At 34.7% G+C, this 19,634-nt stretch carries 14 protein-coding genes and 1 pseudogene; 5 read left to right on the top strand and 10 right to left on the bottom strand.

Annotated features, from left to right (window positions below; all coding sequences use genetic code 11):
- Nucleotides 1–53 precede the first annotated feature (53 nt).
- Together BN863_RS04825 and galE are read left to right on the top strand one after the other, a co-directional pair.
- Nucleotides 54–1,700, top strand: a complete 1,647-nt coding sequence (locus BN863_RS04825; RefSeq protein ID WP_038528072.1) for a sodium/sugar symporter — start codon at nt 54–56, stop codon at nt 1,698–1,700.
- A gap of 35 nt (nt 1,701–1,735) precedes the next feature.
- On the top strand, nt 1,736–2,761 hold the full coding sequence (galE, locus tag BN863_RS04820) for a UDP-glucose 4-epimerase GalE (RefSeq protein WP_038528069.1): 1,026 nt from the start codon (nt 1,736–1,738) through the stop codon (nt 2,759–2,761).
- Nucleotides 2,762–3,023: 262 nt separating this feature from the next.
- Here galE and BN863_RS04815 read toward each other — a convergent pair whose 3' ends face one another.
- The 6 genes from BN863_RS04815 to BN863_RS04790 are packed head-to-tail and all read right to left on the bottom strand — an operon-like array spanning nt 3,024 to nt 9,240.
- Nucleotides 3,024–4,328, bottom strand: coding sequence for a TRAP transporter large permease (locus tag BN863_RS04815; RefSeq protein WP_193363890.1), 1,305 nt, complete (start codon nt 4,326–4,328; stop codon nt 3,024–3,026).
- A gap of 2 nt (nt 4,329–4,330) precedes the next feature.
- Entirely contained in the window at nt 4,331–4,819 is a 489-nt protein-coding gene (locus BN863_RS04810) for a TRAP transporter small permease (RefSeq protein ID WP_038528066.1), read from the bottom strand.
- A 1-nt stretch (nt 4,820) separates the two neighbouring features.
- Complete coding sequence (locus BN863_RS04805; protein ID WP_038528063.1) at nt 4,821–5,798, bottom strand: TRAP transporter substrate-binding protein; 978 nt, start codon at nt 5,796–5,798, stop codon at nt 4,821–4,823.
- A 1-nt stretch (nt 5,799) separates the two neighbouring features.
- Nucleotides 5,800–7,215, bottom strand: coding sequence for a glucuronate isomerase (gene uxaC, locus BN863_RS04800; RefSeq protein ID WP_038528060.1), 1,416 nt, complete (start codon nt 7,213–7,215; stop codon nt 5,800–5,802).
- Nucleotide 7,216: 1 nt separating this feature from the next.
- The gene (gene uxuA, locus BN863_RS04795; protein ID WP_038528057.1) at nt 7,217–8,392 is read right to left on the bottom strand and encodes a mannonate dehydratase; all 1,176 of its coding nucleotides are present in this window, start codon (nt 8,390–8,392) and stop codon (nt 7,217–7,219) included.
- Between the two features lie 20 nt (nt 8,393–8,412).
- Nucleotides 8,413–9,240, bottom strand: coding sequence for an SDR family oxidoreductase (locus BN863_RS04790; protein ID WP_038528055.1), 828 nt, complete (start codon nt 9,238–9,240; stop codon nt 8,413–8,415).
- A 144-nt stretch (nt 9,241–9,384) separates the two neighbouring features.
- Between BN863_RS04790 and BN863_RS04785 the strand changes: the two genes are divergently transcribed.
- Entirely contained in the window at nt 9,385–10,467 is a 1,083-nt protein-coding gene (locus BN863_RS04785; protein ID WP_038528053.1) for a substrate-binding domain-containing protein, read from the top strand.
- A 102-nt stretch (nt 10,468–10,569) separates the two neighbouring features.
- On the opposite strand, the gene BN863_RS04780 is transcribed toward BN863_RS04785, so the two are convergent.
- Complete coding sequence (locus BN863_RS04780; protein WP_038528049.1) at nt 10,570–11,766, bottom strand: glycoside hydrolase family 88 protein; 1,197 nt, start codon at nt 11,764–11,766, stop codon at nt 10,570–10,572.
- Between the two features lie 327 nt (nt 11,767–12,093).
- Between BN863_RS04780 and kduI the strand changes: the two genes are divergently transcribed.
- Both kduI and BN863_RS04770 read left to right on the top strand, forming a co-directional pair.
- Nucleotides 12,094–12,936 (top strand): 5-dehydro-4-deoxy-D-glucuronate isomerase, encoded by an 843-nt coding sequence (gene kduI / locus BN863_RS04775; RefSeq protein ID WP_038528047.1) that lies wholly within the window; start codon nt 12,094–12,096, stop codon nt 12,934–12,936.
- 4 nt (nt 12,937–12,940) lie between these two features.
- The gene (locus tag BN863_RS04770; RefSeq protein ID WP_038528045.1) at nt 12,941–13,735 is read left to right on the top strand and encodes a gluconate 5-dehydrogenase; all 795 of its coding nucleotides are present in this window, start codon (nt 12,941–12,943) and stop codon (nt 13,733–13,735) included.
- A 305-nt stretch (nt 13,736–14,040) separates the two neighbouring features.
- Here BN863_RS04770 and tnpA read toward each other — a convergent pair.
- From tnpA to BN863_RS04760, 3 genes and pseudogenes are all read right to left on the bottom strand, one after another.
- Nucleotides 14,041–14,477: pseudogene (gene tnpA, locus BN863_RS18225) on the bottom strand (IS200/IS605 family transposase).
- Between the two features lie 132 nt (nt 14,478–14,609).
- Entirely contained in the window at nt 14,610–16,376 is a 1,767-nt protein-coding gene (locus BN863_RS04765; protein WP_038528044.1) for a RagB/SusD family nutrient uptake outer membrane protein, read from the bottom strand.
- Nucleotides 16,377–16,379: 3 nt separating this feature from the next.
- Nucleotides 16,380–19,427, bottom strand: a complete 3,048-nt coding sequence (locus BN863_RS04760; protein WP_038528042.1) for a SusC/RagA family TonB-linked outer membrane protein — start codon at nt 19,425–19,427, stop codon at nt 16,380–16,382.
- Nucleotides 19,428–19,634 lie beyond the last annotated feature (207 nt).

Raw genomic sequence — 19,634 nt, 5'->3', positions numbered from 1 at the left:
AATTAAATACATTTTACAAACTAACATTAACTACAATCTAATAAACCGCAATTATGACTAATGGATTTGAATTTTGGGATTACTTCGTATTTATAGCCTACGCTATACTTATTTTAGGTGTCGGACTATGGGTTTCCAGAGATAAAGATGGACATGAAAAGAATGCAGAAGATTATTTTCTTGCAAGTAAATCATTACCATGGTGGGCCATAGGAACTTCTTTAATTGCTGCCAATATATCTGCTGAACAATTTATAGGTATGTCAGGATCAGGTTTTGCGCTTGGTTTAGCTATAGCATCTTACGAATGGATGGCTGCGATTACATTAATTATAGTAGGTAAATACTTCCTTCCCATATTTATAGAAAAAGGATTATATACCATTCCTGAATTTGTTGAAAAACGTTTTTCTACAAACTTAAAAACCATTCTTGCAGTTTTCTGGATAGCACTTTATGTGTTTGTAAATCTAGCTTCTGTATTATATTTAGGAGGTTTGGCTATTGAAACCATTATGGGTGTGGATATGATGACTGCAATAATCTGTTTAGCTCTTTTTGCTGCTGCTTATTCCATTTACGGTGGTTTATCTGCAGTCGCTTGGACCGATGTAATACAAGTTGTATTTCTAGTTTTAGGAGGTTTAGCCACAACTTATTTGGCCTTAAACACAGTATCTGGAGGAGAAGGTATGATAGCAGGATTCTCTAAAGTTATGGATGCTGCTCCTGAAAAATTCCATATGATATTAGATGAATTTAATTCTGATGGAAGCAGTAATGATAATTATTTGAATCTACCAGGTGTATGGGTCTTAATTGGCGGATTATGGGTCGCAAATTTTTATTATTGGGGCTTTAACCAATATATCATCCAAAGAACATTAGCCGCTAAGTCTTTAGAAGAATCTCAAAAAGGTATTCTATTAGCAGCTGCTTTAAAAATTATAATTCCACTTATTGTAGTTATCCCTGGTATTGCAGCTTACGTTATGGTAAATGACCCAGAAATTATGGCTGGTTTAGGTGAAGCTGGTCAATTAAGCTTACCGTCATCAGGTCAAGCAGATAAGGCTTACCCATGGTTGTTACAGTTTTTACCTACTGGACTTAAAGGTGTTGCTTTTGCAGCGTTAGCAGCAGCGATAGTATCATCGTTAGCATCCATGTTAAATTCAACATCAACCATTTTTACAATGGACATTTACAAACAATATATTAACAAAAATGCGAGTAGTAAAACCACTGTAAATGTAGGTCGTATTTCTGCTGCTGTAGCCTTAATTATAGCAGTAATTATGGCACCACTTTTAGGAGGCATCGACCAAGCCTTTCAATTTATTCAAGAATGGACAGGTATAGTAAGTCCAGGAATATTAGCTGTATTTATGTTAGGTTTATTTTGGAAGAAAACAACTAATAATGCAGCAATTTGGGGAGCACTTTTATCGATTCCTATTGCATTAGCACTAAAATTTATACCTATTCCGGGACTAGAACCTTGGATGCACCAAATGGGATTAACCGCTGTACTTAGTATGTTGGTAATTGTAGTATTAAGCTACCTTCAAAATAAAGGAGCTGACGATGAAAAAGGCATTACATTGTCTAAAGAACTATTTAAAACCACTCCTCTATTTAATATAGGTTCATTTATCGTTTGCATAATAGTAGCAACACTATATTGTATTTTTTGGTAAAACATTTTCAACTCAAATAAATAATTAAACGAGATATGAAACATAAAATTATAGTAACTGGAGGATTAGGATTCATCGGTTCCCATGTCGTAGTAGAACTTCAGAATGAAGGTTTTGAAGTGATTATTATTGACGACCTTTCAAACTCATCGGTAGCTGTATTAAACGGTATCACAGCAATTACTGGTAAAAAACCAGTATTTGAAAAATTAGATTTACGTGACAAACCTAGCGTGATAGACTTCTTTAAACGTCATCACGATATCATAGGTGTAATTCATTTTGCCGCCTCTAAAGCTGTAGGCGAAAGTGTTAATCTGCCATTATTATATTACGAAAACAACTTAAATTCTCTTATTTATATTTTACAAGAACTGTACAAAAAAGATACTGCAAACTTTATTTTCAGTTCGTCTTGCACCGTTTACGGACAAGCAGATACACTTCCTATTACTGAGTCTGAAAGTATTAAAAATGCCGAATCTCCTTATGGAAACACAAAACAAATTGGTGAAGAAATTATTCGTGACACTTGTAAAGTTTCAGAAAATTTAAAAGCGATTGCATTACGCTATTTCAACCCAATTGGAGCACATGAATCTGCCAAAATTGGAGAATTACCTATTGGAACGCCTCAAAATTTAGTTCCATTTATAACACAAACAGGTATAGGTTTACGCGAACAATTATCAGTTTTCGGAGATGATTACCCTACTGAGGATGGCACATGTATACGTGATTATATTCATGTTGTTGATTTAGCCAAAGCTCATGTGGCTGCACTTAAACGTCTTATTGATAATAAAAATGCAGAAAACTATGAAGTATTTAATATAGGAACTGGAAAAGGCTCCTCTGTACTAGATGTTATAAAAAGTTTTGAATCCGTAGCTAACAAAAAATTAAATTATAAAATTGTCGACAGAAGACAAGGCGATGTCATTGCTGCTTATGCAGACACTCACAAAGCAAATACTGTATTAGGCTGGAAAGCTCAATTAAACTTAGAAGACGCACTCGCTTCAGCTTGGAAATGGGAACAAAAAATACGCAATACATAAAAGTAATACACCAATACATTAGCCTCATTCGGTAATTTCAAAAAAAGGTAATACATAAAAGTATTACCTTTTTTGTTTTTAAATACTACGCAGATTAAATTTAAACATCTGTGTAAGAGGCACTACAAAACTTATAATCATCCGAACTCAAATAAAAAACCAGCTCCTTCATATAAACATACAAGAGCTGGCTAAAAAAATGATAAGTCATTTGAAAAAGTCTATTTAATTAGGGTATATAACTTCTGCACTTATCGTGTATCTATAAATCAAATAATCGTGGTAAAAACATTGAAATTTCTGGGATATAACATACCATCATCAATACAATTATCATGATAACTAAAAATGGAATTAGAGGTTTTATTACTTCAGACACCGATATATTGGCGACTCCACTACCTACAAACAATATCGTTCCTACTGGTGGTGTACATAAACCAATACATAAATTAAGAACCATTACAATTCCAAAATGCACAGGATCCATACCCAATTCCATTACCACTGGTAAGAAAATTGGTGTAAATATTAATACAGCCGGCGTAATGTCCATAAACGTTCCCACAATCAATAAAATAATATTAATTATAAAGAAAATTACAAACGGATTACTAAACTGGTTCAGTAAAAAATCACTCATTAAGGCCGGAATACTCTCGAAAGAAAACAACCAAGACATGGCCATAGACGTACAAATTAAGAACATAACAACTGCTGTTGTTTTAGCACTTGCAAGTAGTACATCTGGAAAATCTTTTACGCTAATATTTTTGTAAGCTAAAGCTAATACAGCAGCATATAATACAGCAATAACGGAAGCTTCTGTAGCTGTAAAAATTCCCATTACAATACCGCCCACAACCACAACTAATAAGAGCAAACTAAAAAAGGCCTTTTTAAAATAGTTCCAAATATCTCTTAAGGGAGCACGCTCACCTTTTAAAAAATCTTTCTTAATAGCTACGTACGCTATATATCCCATTAAGGCTAAACCTAATAAAATACCTGGCACATATCCGGCTATAAATAAGGCGGCAACAGAGGCAGAACCTCCACTTGCCAAAGCATACACAATTAAAATATTACTTGGCGGAATTAATAATCCCGTAGTTGAAGACGTAATATTTACAGATGCACTAAACGATCTCGGGTAGCCTTCTTCCTCCATACGGTCGGTCATGATACTTCCAATTGCAGAAGTTGCCGCAATTGCCGATCCTGAAATCGCACCAAATAACATCGAAGCTAAAACATTTACATAAGCCAATCCTCCTGGGAGACTTGCCACTATAGATTTTGCAAAATTTATTAATCTGTTGGCTATACCTCCTCGTTTCATTATTTCTCCAGCGAGTACAAAAAACGGAATGGCCAATAAAGCAAAACTATCAATCCCCGTAATCATACGTTGGGCAATAGTTGTAATACCTGGTAATCTATCTATATTTAAAAGTAGACTTAAAGTTGTCGAAATACCAATACTATATGCTACAGGTACTTTTAACAGTAATAAGGCGAAAAAACTTATAAATAAAACGAGAATACTAATAACTTCTATACTCATAATTAATCGCGAATTTTGTTGGTTAATAATCCTGAAATGTGGTATACCGAGAACATCATAATAATTAAACCACTTATAGGTAAAATCATATAAACGTATCCTAACGGAATTCTTAATGTTCCTGATAATTGATTTAAATGAAGGGTGATATACACTAAATTAAAACCGCCAATAACCATTACAATTGCTGCAAATAAGAAGACTAAAACTTCTATGACTATGGATGCTTTTCTTTGAGTTGTAGTCGACCATTTTCTATATAAAAAGTCCATAGATAAATGTTCGCGTCTTGCATTTAAATAGGCTGCTCCAAGAATAGATAACCATATTAATGAGAATCTTGCAAACTCTTCTGTAAAAGAAAAAGACATTTTTAAAATGTAACGCGAAAACACTTGCCATAACACATCTAAAACTAATAACCCGAAAATAACAACAAGAATCTTTGCCATCCCATTTTCTATCCGTTTAAAAAAGGTATCTATTTTCATATTATTTAACGGCTTTTATACGGTTAACAAGTGGCGATAAATCTGGATAATCGGTTTCGAAATTTTCTAAAACAGATTCTGTTTTCTCTGCAAATAAAGATTTCTCTGGGACGATAATTTCAACACCAGATTCTTTCGCTATTTTCATAGATTCTAAAACCGAAAGTCTCCAATATTCTTTTTGCGCCTCGGCTGAAGCATCTGCAGCTTCTTGCAACCATTGTTGCTCCTCTTCTGTTAAAGTATCCCACCATTTGGTGCTTATAACCAATACATCTGGAATAGACGAATGCTCGTCTAACGTGTAGTATTTACTTACTTCATAATGGTTAGACGACACAAATGATGGGGCATTATTTTCTGCTCCATCTACTACACCTTGCTGAATGGCTGTGTACAATTCGCCATATGCCATTGGGGTTGCCGAACCACCTAAAGCATTAACCATATTAATAGACATTTGATCGTTCATCACACGGATTTTTAATCCTTTTAAATCTTCTGGTGTTCTAATGGCTTTTGTTTTGGTGTAAAAACTTCTACTTCCTGCATCATAATAACACAAGCCTCTTAGCCAAAAATCGCTTCCTTTTTCAAGAATTTCTTTTCCTACGGAACCTTCTAATACACTAAATTTATGAGCCTTGTCCCTGAACACATAGGGAATGGCTAAAACATTATATTCAGGCACAAAATTAGATAAGGTTGCCGCACTAACTTTTGCAATGGCAACACTTCCTATTTGAAGTAATTCTAAAACTTCTCGTTCTGACCCCAATTGGGCATCTGGAAAAATTTTAACAACCAATTTCCCATTAGATTTTTCTTCTAATACTTCCTGTAACTTAACGATGCCTTGGTGTACGGGATGAGATTGTTGCGCATTATGCGATATAAAGAAAGTTTTCACCTCACTTTCTTGCCTACAAGATTGTAAACACACCACGCTTAGTATACATACTAGTAATTTTAGTTTCATATTATTTTTTGAAATTAAAATAGTTTACTGCATTATGGTAACAAATATCTTGTACCATAGCACCTAAAAATTCAATATCGTTTGGCACCAATCCTTTGTTTAAATCGTCCGCTAATACATCGCATAAAATACGTCTGAAATATTCGTGTCTTGGAAACGACAAGAAACTTCTACTATCGGTTAACATCCCAACAAAACGACTTAAGAGTCCCATGTTAGAAAGGGTATTTAACTGCTTTTCCATCCCATCTTTTTGATCTAAGAACCACCAACCAGAACCCCATTGCATTTTACCTGGAGTACCACCTGTTTGGAAATTCCCCATCATAGTAGCAAACACTTCGTTTTGCGACGGATTTAAATTATAGGTTATCGTTTTAGCTAATTGATCGGTTGTATTTAATGTATTAAACAACTTCGACATAAATTCTGCCATCGGGAAATCGCCTATAGAATCGCAACCTGCATCTAAGCCTACTTGCTTTACTAAACGACTATTATTGTTACGAATGGGTCCTAAATGATATTGTTGTGCCCAATCTAACTTATGATATTGTTTCGCTAAATAAATGAATAAAAACGATCTGTATTTATTAATTTCTAACTTAGAAAGTACTTCCGATTGTAATCGTTTTTGAAAAACAATTGATGCTTCTTCTAAGGTACACGCTTCAATAGTTAACGCTTCACCAACACCAAAATCTGATAATCGGCAACCGTTTTCATTAAAATATGTCAACCTAGAGTCTATTGCTGCAATAAATTCTGAAAACTTAGTAATTTCAGTTTTAGAAGCTGTTTCTAATTTTTTTAAATATCCAGAGAATTTATCTTCTGCAATAAAAAATAGCTCATCGGCTCTAAAGGTCGGATATACTTTAGTAAAGAAATCTGATTTAGCAATTTGGTTATGATATGCTAAATCGTCTGTAGGATCGTCTGTTGTACAGACTACCTCTACATTCATTTGTTCTAAAAGTTGTGCCGGTGTTTTATCTTCTAAAATTTTATTTGCTTGCTCATACACAGTTTCAGCCGTACTAGGTTGCAACACCAAATCGATATTGAAATAGCGTTTTAACTCTAGATGCGTCCAATGAAACAACGGATTTCTTAACGTATAAGGCACCGTTTCTGCCCATTTTTTAAATTTATCTGCTTTTGAAGCTGATCCTGTAATAAAATGCTCATCTATACCATTTGCTCTCATACCACGCCATTTGTAGTGGTCGCCTTGCAACCAAGCATCGGTAAGATTCCCTATAGGTTGGTCTTCTGCAATTTGCTTTGCCGATAAGTGATTATGGTAATCGATAATCGGCATTTCTTTAGCGTATTTGTGATATAAAACCTCAGCCGCCTTAGAGTTCAATAAAAAATGATCTGTAATAAATCCTTCAGAATCAATTGGCTTCATTTTAAATGCTTTTTGAGATTCCGAATTCCAAACCGCGTAATTCAGCAAGACCTCTTAAACGTCCAATGCCTGAATACCCTGGATTTGTTTTCTTTTTTAAATCGTCTAACATCTGGTGACCGTGATCTGGGCGCATCGGAATATTCCAATCTGTTTTACCCTCAGCTTTACGCTTACGCTCTTCTAAGACAATGGCTTTTACCACATCGTACATAGGCACATCGCCTTCTAAATGATTGGCTTCATGGAAATTTCCAGCAGCATCACGCTCGGTACTTCTTAAATGAATAAAGTGTGCACGATCTGCAAAGCGCTTAAAAATCTGAACCAAATTGTTAGATGCAATGACACCTAATGATCCAGTACAAAATGTAATTCCGTTAGATCTGTTAGGTACTTGCTCAAATAAATAGGCATAATCCGCTTCTGTACTTACCACACGAGGAAGTCCTAAAATTGGAAATGGTGGATCGTCTGGGTGGATACACATCAACACGTCGTTTTGCGAAGCGACAGGAATAATTTCTTTTAAAAAGGCAACTAAATTCGATTTTAACGCAGTAGCATCAATATCTGAATACGTATCTAAAACGGTTTGAAATTGCTCTAATGTGTAGCCTTCTTCTGCTCCTGGTAATCCTGCAATAATATTATTTACCAACTGTGTTTTGTCGGCTTCTGTCATGGCATCGAAATAACGTTTTGCCGTGTCTTTTTCTGCTTCGGTATACGTCGATTCTGCTCCCGGGCGTTTCAGTAAAAATAATTCGAAAGCTGCAAAAGCGGCGGCATCGAAACGTAAGGCACGTGAACCATCGGCAACCTCGTAACTTAAATCTGTACGCGTCCAATCTAATACAGGCATAAAGTTATAACATACAATGTGAATGCCACAGGCTGCTAAGTTTTCGATACTCTGCTTATAGTTGTCTATATAGTTCTGAAAATCTCCAGAACGTGTTTTTATGGTCTCATGAACGGGAATACTTTCTACCACGCTCCATGTTAATCCAGCCTCTTCAATAGTGTTCTTACGCTCTAAAATATCTTCTGTATTCCAAACAGTACCGTTAGGAATGTGATGTAAAGCCGATACAACTCCTGTTGCACCAGCTTGTTTTATATCTGATAAGGTTACCGGATCTTTTGGTCCGTACCATCTCCATGTTTGTTCCATACTATTAAATATTATTTTTATTAAACCCCACTATATGCACTAAATCCACCATCGATTGGAATAACAACACCCGTTACAAACGACGATGCTTCGTCGCACAAATACAGCGTTGTACTAATTAAATCTTCTGGCACACCATAACGTCCCATTGGCGTTTGGTCTATAATTTGTTGTCCGCGTTGTGTTAAACTTCCGTCGGTATTTGTTAATAGGGTTCTGTTTTGATCGGTTAAGAAAAATCCTGGCGCAAGCGCATTTACACGGATTCCGACTTTAGAAAAATGAACCGAAAGCCATTGCGTGAAATTTGAAACTGCCGCCTTAGCACCACTATATGCAGGTATTTTTGTTAAAGGTGTAAAGGCATTCATTGAAGAAATGTTTAAAACACTACAGCCTTTTTTACCAATCATATCTTTTGCAAAGACTTGAGTTGGTAATAGCGTTCCTATAAAGTTTAAGTTAAAAACAAACTCAATACCCTTACTATCTAAATCGAAAAACGTTTTAAACCCTTCGGTTGTATTTTTTAAATCTTCTTCTTCTAAAAACGGATTAGAAGTTGTTCCAAGGGGATGGTTTCCTCCTGCACCATTTACTAAAATATCGACCGTACCGTAAGCAGCATTAATTTTAGATTTAGCATCTTCTAAAGACGCTTTTTCTAAAACATTGGCCATAACACCCATCGCGGTTCCGCCTGCAGATTCAATCTCTTTTGCAACCTGCTCTGCTGCTTCTAATTTTAAATCTAATACAGCAATTTTATGCCCTTGTTCTGCCAATGCTTTTGCTAATGTACTGCATAAAACACCTCCGGCTCCTGTTAAAACGACTACTTTACTCATATATGGATTCTTTTAATTATTATAATTTCGTGTTCGCACACGCAAATATAATAAATTTTAGTGTGCGCCCACGAGAAAGACCTTTTATTTATAATAAAATGCTTTAATTTGTACTTTCTAATTAATGAACACCAACAACAAGGCATGATAAGAATAAAGGATATTGCAAAAGAAGCGAATGTTTCTGAAGGCACGGTAGACCGCGTTTTACACAACCGAGGTGGTGTTTCATCTAAAACGGAAGCCAAAATACGTAAGATTTTAGAACGCAGAAATTACAGTATAAACCCCGTTGCTAGTGCTTTAGCAATGAAAAACAAACATAATGTTGCCGTTTTAATTCCGGAATATAACGAAACAGATTCTTTTTGGAAATCGCCTTATTTAGGGGTTTTAAAGGCAAGTGATGAAGTTAAAAATATCGGAATAACCGTAAATTATTTTAAGTTCAACCAATACGATCCTGCCTCCTACCTTAAATCTTTTGAAACGCTTTTAGAAACCGAACCGACGGCTGTTGTTTTTGCTCCTATGTTTTTAAATGAAACAAAAAAAATAACTACGCAATTAGAAACTGCTGATATTCCTTATCTTTTTCTAAACATCGATATTGAAGGCTTTAACAACCTTACTTATATTGGACAAGATTCTTATACCTCTGGGTATATTGCGGGAAAATTGATGCATTTAGGTATGGAGAAAGAGTCTAAAATATTAATAATTCAATCGCGAGAACACTCGGGCGATAATAACGCCATTTCTAAACGTATACATGGTTTTAATGATTTTTTTAAAAACCATACTCCAAATATGAATCCTATTAATTTGAAAATTGAAAATTTTAATGATGTCTTAAAAACGCAGCAAAGTATTAAAGACGCTTTAAATTCAAACGATTCTATTCGCGGAATTTTTATTCCATCTAGTCGAACTGCAGTTATTGTTGACTGCCTAAAACAAAGTAAACAAAAAGAATATAAAATTATAGGTTTCGATAATACGCCACAAAACGTAGACTGTCTTAAACAGGATGATATTTCCTTTTTAATTTCTCAAAAACCCTTTGAACAAGGTTACGAATCTATACGATTAATGTCCGATTATTTACTAAAATCGAAAGTACCAATTGATAAGGTTTACCTACCAATCGATATTCTAATTAAAGAAAATGTAGTGTATAACGACATGAATCAATTGATGTTTGAAAATGCGATTTCTGAAGCCTAAAATTTAAATATATTTCAAAAAAAATAATCAAATCACACATGGTTTTTCACCATAAGTCATTTGACTATTTTCTTATATCCTACTAAAATTACGAATTAGAATTTATTTTAAATCTAGATTTCGTTTTCTTGTTAAAGCTTCTAAAAAGTAATAATCTCCATATACTATAGGTTCATCTATTTCATCATTTTTAGGCCAATTTCCTGTACTATGATCTAAAATAAATGGTCCGTTAACCGTATCTTTTAAAAGGTAGGCTTCAGAATTTAATGTATTTAAAATCCGTGTTGCAAAATCAAGATAAGTTTTGTTATTTGTGTACGTATATAATTCAAATAAAGCCGATGTTACTATAGCGGCCGCCGAAGCATCTCGTGGTGCATCCGGAATTGCTGGATCGTTAAAATCCCAATACGGCACCCCATCTTTAGGAAGATTTTCATGTTCCATATAAAACTTCGTTGTAGCTTCTACTTGTGTCAAATACTTCGGGTCTTTAGTATATCTATAGCACATAGTATAGCCATAAATAGCCCAACCTTGGCCACGTGCCCATGTAGAATTTCTATCGAATCCTTGGTGCGTTTCTTTTGTTTTCACAACTCCAGAAATAGTATCGTAATTAATTACATGAAACACGCTGTGGTCTGGTCTAAACTGATGTTTTAAAGTTGTATTTGCATGTTGCACTGCAACATTATGATATATACTATCGCCCGAAATTTTCGTGGCTTCAAATAACAGTTCTAAATTCATCATGTTGTCGATAATCACTGGAAAATCCCAAACATCTTTATTGAAATCCCAAGAGCGAATAGATTTTACAGAATCATTATAGCGTGTAATAAGTGTCTTAGCACTTTCTACAATAACATCTTTGTAATATTGATTATCTGGATCTTGTTTTAAACCTTCTCCAAAACTGCAATATACTTTAAAACCCATATCGTGAGTTTTGTCATTCTCTTTTTGATCTTCCATTAAAACGGTCCAAGCCTGAGCTTTCGCTTTATAGATACTATCTCCGGTAAGCTCATGGATTAACCACAAATTCCCTGGAAAAAATCCGCTCGTCCAATCTTTAGATGGCACCGTATAGACCTCTTCTGGATTAAGCGACATACTTCTAGGAAAATTATTGGCTCCTACAGGATAATCTACCAATTTTTGAAATCTATGTTCTAAAGCCGGATTAAAACTCTCCGCGACTTGTTCTTCACTGATTTTAGCATCAGACTTGCATCCCGTATTAAGGAAAGCAAGTGCTAATACTAAAAATAAATAATACATTCTATTCATAAACTATTGAATTTCATATTTCCAATATAGCGTTAAAAACTTCTTATATTTTTTTTTAATAAGTGTACTATAAAGTTGCATTTGACTTTTCTTTCATAACTTTTTACCACAGCATTGGAGTGGTGTTAAAAGAAAATAAGTCAGTTTTAAATTTAAGGAAAAATTTTAAGAACTCCTACTTTATGGTGTTTAGGCTTTTTGTTATTTACCACATAAAATCAAGGTAGCAATCCTTCAAATATTGAATTATAAAGCGCTAACATTTAATAGACTCAATATTTTATATTAAGTTTATATCTTAAAAAATAGAATCAAAAAATAAATACAATGAGTACAATTTACGAAAGTCGTTATGCATCTAGTCCGCATACGGTAAAAAAATATGACACTCAAGAATTAAGAGATGAATTCCTGATTGACACCTTAATGCAAGCCGATAAAATTAATTTAACCTATACGCATTACGATCGTTATATCGCAGGTTCTGCTGTTCCTGTTTCAGGACCATTGACTTTAGAGACTATTGACCCATTAAAAGCGTCTACTTTTTTAGAGCGAAGAGAATTAGGAATTATTAACGTTGGTGGAAACGGAACTGTAACCGTAGATGGTACAGTTTATGACATGGGCTTAAAAGATGCATTGTACGTAGGAATGGGTATTAAAGATGTGGTTTTTGCAAGTGAAGATGCTAACAATCCTGCTAAATTTTATTTAAACTCTGCTCCTGCACACACCAATTATCCAACCAAAAAAGTAAGTAAAGCAGACGCTAATAAAATTGAATTAGGGTCTCTAGAAACTGCAAATCACCGTACCGTAAATCAAATGATTATTGGTGGTATTGTTACCTCTTGTCAGTTACAAATGGGAATGACAGAACTTAAAACAGGAAGTGTTTGGAACACGATGCCGGCTCACGTTCACGATCGTAGAATGGAAGTATATTATTATTTAGATATTCCTCAAGATCAAGCGGTATGTCACTTTATGGGACAACCACAAGAAACACGTCATATTTGGATGCAAAACGACCAAGCTGTAATTTCTCCACCATGGTCTATTCACTCAGGTTCTGGAACATCAAACTATACATTTATTTGGGGAATGGCCGGAGAAAATTTAGATTATAACGATATGGATGTTGCTAAAATAACAGAATTAAGATAAAAATATGAGCGTAGAATTATTTAATGTAAAAGGCAAAGTTGCCTTAGTTACAGGAAGCACCCACGGTTTAGGTATGGCTATGGCCAAAGGTTTAGGCTTGGCAGGAGCGACAATTATTGTTAACGGAAATTCATCGCAAGAAAAGATTGACAATGCTCTTAAAATTTATAAAGGTGAAGGTATAAACGCTTTCGGTTATAAATTTAATGTCACTATTGAAGCCGATGTTATTGAAGCTATTTCTAAGATTGAAACTGAAGTTGGTCCGATTGATATTTTAATTAACAATGCAGGTATTATAAAACGCACGCCTTTATTAGACATGGAAGTAACCGATTTTAAAGAGGTTATCGATATTGATTTAGTGAGTCCGTTTATCGTGTCTAAGCATGTGGTAAAAAATATGGTAAAACGTCAGCAAGGAAAAGTGATTAACATTTGCTCGATGATGAGTGAACTAGGCCGAAACAATGTAGGTGCGTATGCAGCAGCGAAAGGCGGACTAAAAATGTTAACTCAGAATATGGCTACAGAATGGGCAAAATATAACATTCAGGTGAATGGTATTGGGCCAGGTTATTTTGCTACTTCTCAAACAGAACCCATTCGTGTAGACGGTCATCCGTTTAACGATTTTATTATTAATAGAACACCAGCAGCAAAATGGGGAGATCCTGACGATTTAGCCGGAGCGGCTATCTTTTTAAGCTCGAAAGCTAGTGATTTTGTTAACGGTCATGTATTGTATGTCGATGGTGGAATTTTAGCAACCATCGGGAAACCTACGAACGAAGATTAACAGAATACTCAACTTCATTTTTTTAAGCTTTTTACTCGATTTTCAAGTTGTAACTTGTAAGCTAAAAAAATGACTAAAAGCACTATATAGATTACGTTTGCAATATAAAAAGAGGCTCAGAATTCAATTGAATTTTGAGCCTCTTTATTTTTAGAAAGCATTCATTTTATTTGAACACACAGCATCAAAAAAGTAACTTAAATTATAACCTACTTTTTATTTACAAACTCATTTCAAAAAACTAAACCACTATGGAATTAAGCCCATAAGTTTGTTACACGAGGAACTAAAGTTCCTCTTTGTTTTTACTCTAATACGAAGTTGGAGTTATCCGAATTAGGCTTCCTATGATGCTCTAAATATTCAATCACCATTTCTATCTGTGATATTTCCAGTATTCCAAACACCATAACCTGTTTCCCAAAAATGTTTATCCAATATTTTTTTTATTAATTTTAGAAATTCCTGCTGTAACTTCCTTGAACTTCTTCTCTTTATTTGTTTTGTAAAAAAAACTAATACTCTGTTTTAGTGAGTATTCAATATGCATGTGAGCATGATTAGAACTAACAACTCTTTTTAATGTTTAACTTCCTTTAACTTCAAATGTTTGAATCAGCAAATCCCAGCAACGAGACTGTACATCTCCTTTCAATACTTTATATCTATACTTGGTAGACCATACTATATGACAACCTAAACGAGTTACTGCATGCGATTCTTTGCGTTGATATTTTCCCATTTCATAAAAATAAAAATTTCATTTTACTAAAGTGTTGCAACGAAATTGCAGGGCTTTAAACCCTAATTTGAAACCTATGAAAAAGGTAGCAATTCATATTGCTACCTTTTAATAGATGATTAAAAAACCGACTTAATTATATCCGAAATTTTGTTCAATGCCATCTGTAACATCAATAGTAGATTGTGGGATAGCAAAAACTCTTAAATACGGTTGCGTAGCGGCTTTAGCTGTATACGCTTTGTCGTAAGTATTAAAACGAATCATTTGTTTTCTTCTGTACATTTCCCAATACATTTCAAATCCGATTTCGTTGTATAGAGTAACGTCATCTAAAGTTTCAAGGGCAACACCAGGAGCATTATCAAATAAAGCTTCTCGAGTTCTGCTAGTACGCAATTTATTAATATCGGCTAAAGCAAGACCCGTTTCTCCTTTTCTAAAATAAGCTTCTGCTCTCATACAGTAAATACCTCCTAAACGATATAACGGAATATCAACAGCACTGTTACCGTTTCCATTTTCTGGATCAAATTCCCATTTAAAGTTACGTACACCTGCATTAATTTGATCTTGTGTTAAAATGGCTTCCGACGGATTGTTAAAATTCATTTCTGGCGTATAGTCCATAGGAATAGTCGTGTTCTTTTCCATGTATAATTTGCTAATTGCAATTCTTCCGTCTGCAGTCATATTAAAGCCTCCTTTTCCATCAAGTGTAGGTCCGTATTGTTGCCCAACTTGTAAACCTCTATTAAAATGTACTAAAGGTTTTCCTGTATCTGGTCTAATATCTTCTGCAGGTACACTAGTCGTTGTGCCATCGTTCATAAACCAAGTTCCATCGGCATACTGATAATATCTGTGGAATCGTGGATCATCATGATTACCTTCCCAAGTCTTATAAAATTCAGGTCCCACATTAGAGCCATTAGTTCCTCTGTTGTCTGGAGTTTGTTTTTGGGCACGTCCGGTAGACATATAGGCAAAATCATTATCACTTCTTCTAATATTATCATTCTCCTGAATTACGGCAAAAATAATTTCAGATCCGTTAGAATTACTTAGTGCAAAATTGTCGAAGTAGTTGCTCTCTAAACTAAAGCGATCATTAATTAATAACGTAGAATAGTAAATAACCTTATCCATGTCTGTTCCATTGTTATCGACAGCAGTTTCTGTAAAATTAAAACTAGAAGAGGTATTATAACGATCTTTAAAAACAGCTCTGTTTAAATACATATCTGCTAACAAAGCATAAGCGGCTTGTTTTGTAAAACGGCCATTATAGGTTTGCTGTTCTCCTAAATCGGCAAGATTTGGAATGATAGCTTCTAAATCAGATATTAAATTATCTATTTCTGTATCTGCTTGAAGAAAAACTAAAGATTTATCGTCCGAGAATAAGTCTCTATATGGTGCTTGGTTAAACAAGTCCAAAGTGTTGTATACATATAGAATTAATAAAGCTTTGGCTTCTGCCATGAATAAATCATAATTCGCATAATTTGGGTTTTCTTGTAAAGATTCAATAGCAATTAGCGTTTTAGTGATACCGCTATTTAAAGCATTCCATGTCCCTGTAACTTGTGCATTAGTCGTTCCCCAAGTAAACTCTGTAAGGTCTCTCCATTTTCCACCGTCTCCCCAGTCGCTTCCTCGTGTAGGTAGCATACATTCGTCGGTAGGATATTCTTGTAAACCAAAAACGCTACCATGATCTGTAAACGTACCATCTGCCAATTGTCCGTAAGCTGCAGCAATTGCACTCTCTGGATTAGATGTTTGTCCGCCAATGACTTCGTCTTTAACAACTTCATCTAAATCCGAGCAATTAAAAGCCAGCGTACTTAAGATGAAAGTGAACGTTATTTTTGATATTATATTGATAGTTTTCATAAATTATAATTTTAGTGTTGCACCTAGCATATACGTTTTAGATGATGGGTAAGTCGTGTAATCTATTCCTATAGATTGGTTTCCTCCAGAATTTCGCGGACTATTAATTAACGGGTCGTAACCAGAATAGTTAGTGATTGTAAATAAATTCTGAGCACTTAGATATAGGTTTAAACCTTGTAGCCATTCTAAATTAAGACAATCTGTATCTAAGGAGTATCCTATTCTTGCGTTGTTTAAACGTAGGAAATCTGATTTTTCTAAATATAATGTCGAAAGTTGAGGTGTGTTAGAATAACTAGCTCCAGCATTATAGAATTCTGAAAGGACATTTCTATCAGAAACAATATTGTTAATGTTTAACGCTAAATTGGTATTGTTAACTAGTAAACCACCACTTTGTCCAATTAAAGAAAGACTTAAATCCCAACGTTTATAACTTAAGTTGGTGTTTATCCCGTATGTGAAATTAGGTAGAGCACCTTCAAAAATCTGACGGTCGTCACTATTTATAGCGCCATCGTTGTTAAAATCTTCAAAAATGTCTGCGCCATTCGCATCGAAACCTAAGTGTTTTAACATATAAAACGATCCTGCTTCGTAACCACTTTTATAAATGTTTGCAACTACTCCAGATAAACCTGGCCCTGCAACACTACCTGAATATAATTCTGAAACCGGTAAGTCTACTACCTCATTATCTAACGTTGCTCCGTTTACATCTAGAGACCATGAGAAGTCGTCTGTACTTACAATTTGCGACCCTAAACTTAATTCAAAACCTTTATTTACAATTTCTCCACTTATGTTTTGCCACACTGTTGTTGTTGGGCTTAATGGTTCGGCAGGAATGTTTAGAATGGCATTGGTTGTTGTTTTTGTGTAATAATCTGCAGAACCGTATAATTTGTTATTCCATAAACTAAAATCCGCACCAATATTTAATTGTGATACCACTTCCCATTGTAAATCTGGATTGGCAGTTCTGTTTACTACAATTCCATTTGTTAAGGTCGGATCGTTATATAAGTAATACCCACCTGCAGCCGATTGCGAATAACTAGCCTGAGTGATTTTGTTTTGTACTTCTTGGTTTCCTGTTTGTCCCCAGCTAAGTCTTAGTTTTAATTGGTTAATCACATCAGAATCCATTAAAAACTGTTCGTTGTCTAAATTCCAACCTAATGCAAATGAAGGGAAATATCCATATTTGTTATTCTCACCAAAACGGGTCGAACCATCTGCTCTTACCGATGCAGTAATTAAATATCTGTCATCGAAATTGTAATTTACCCTACTAAAATAAGATTGTAATTCGTTTTCTTGAGCGTATCCACTTAGGCCATTCTGTTGCCCAGAATATCCAGGATCGTATTCTGGTTTAACACCTGTGCCTTTAGGATCTATTCCTGTAACAGAAAATGTTGTTCCAGAGAAATCGAATTTCTGATATGAAAATCCTCCTAAAACTTCAAAGTTGTTTCTATTAAATCCAAAACGATACGTTAAATAGTGCTCCATTAAAGTACTCTGAGACTCTAAATTTGTTTGAACATAAGCACCTTCTGGCGTTCTATCTGTAGCATTTGGGTAAATAGTAGAATTACGTTCTGATACCGAACGGTCTACACCATAATTAAATTTATAGTCTAATCCATCAATTATTCTAAACGATGCTTCAGCATTTCCAAGAATTCGTACTGTATTGGTGTGATCCTCGTAAATGTCTAATAAATACATCGGGTTGTAGTTCTGATTTAAATTAAAGTTGGTGTATTCGCCATCTTCATCAAATACAGGTTGTGTTGGGTTGGCCATTAAAGCATGGATAATTAACTGTCCATCAGAACCTGCATCAGCACCATTAGGAACTCCCGTTTCATTAATCTGGCTGGCAGTTAAATTTACCTTTACCTTTAATCGTTTGTTATCAAAGAAAGATTCTTCAGCATTTAAACGCGCCGTTACTCTGTCGAAACCACTATTATGTACAATCCCTTCCTGATCCATTAACGATAAAGAGGTGTAATAATTTCCGCTTTCTGTTTTAGAGGAAAAGGAGAAATTGTTATTCTGAGTGATACCGCTACGAAGTAATTCGTCTTGCCAATCTGTGTTGCCACCATGATCGTAAGCGTCGTCGTTTATAGCATTTCTGTAGTCGTCTGCTTCTAGGACGTCAATCTTTTTAATTACATTGGAAACACTTAAATAAGAATCAATCGTAATAGCTGCTTTGCCTGTTTTTCCTTGTTTTGTGGTAATAATAACAACACCGTTAGAACCTCTTGCTCCGTATATCGCGGCAGCAGATGCATCTTTTAACACTGTAATAGAAGCAATATCACTAGTGTTAAGGAAGTTTAGTGGATTCTTTGCGCTAGAATTTCCAAGTCCAAAATTAGGACTAGGCGCACTTACATTTGTATTACTTAAAGGAACACCATCTACTACAAATAAAGGTGTGCTACCGCTTCTAATAGAACCTACACCACGAATAGAAACGTCTACACCAGAACCTGGTTCTCCGTTAGAAGGAATTACACGTACACCTGCAACTTTACCTTGTAATAAATTATCTGCAGAAATATTTACACCTTCCTTAAATTCGTTAGACGATAATTGAGTTACGGCACCTGTAAGATCTTTCTTTTTTTGCTGACCATATCCTACAATTAAAACCTCACTTAGCACAGCGCTAGAAGGTTGTAAGGTAATGTTTAGGTAGTCGGCATCTATTACAACTTCCTGGGTTTCGTAACCTATAAATGAAATTTGTAACGTTTGTCCGTAGCTGGCTTCGATAGAAAATTCACCGTCAAAGTTGGCAGAAGCACCTATGGTTGTATCTTTTATTAAAATAGAAGCGCCTAATAAGGGAACGCCAGTTTCGTCTACAATTTTACCTTGTATCGTTTTTTGAATCGCTTTATTAGACGTTTTGTTTATTGAAGCTGTGGCAGTACTTGTGTAACCCGTTTGGTATACAAGCAAGAATAATATTAAAAAAGTTATATTTTTTAATAGAAATAAATTATTTTTATTATACATATTTAAGTTATTGGTATTACAATGCTTAATTAATAGGCCGTAGTTGTTCGTAGCAACTATGGTTTTTTTATTTTGAGGAAAATTTATACGTGTTTTTAATTCATTAAGGGAGTAAAGGTTTTAGAGGTTAATTGGAGGTCGTTAACAAAACTTTATAAGTTTTAATCGTGTCGCAAATTAATGAAATCTTAAGCTCCCAAATTTTAG

Source organism: Formosa agariphila KMM 3901, from assembly GCF_000723205.1.
Taxonomy (GTDB): domain Bacteria; phylum Bacteroidota; class Bacteroidia; order Flavobacteriales; family Flavobacteriaceae; genus Formosa; species Formosa agariphila.
The sequence above is the reverse complement of the archived record's forward strand: the minus strand, read 5'-3'. Positions and strand labels throughout refer to the sequence as shown.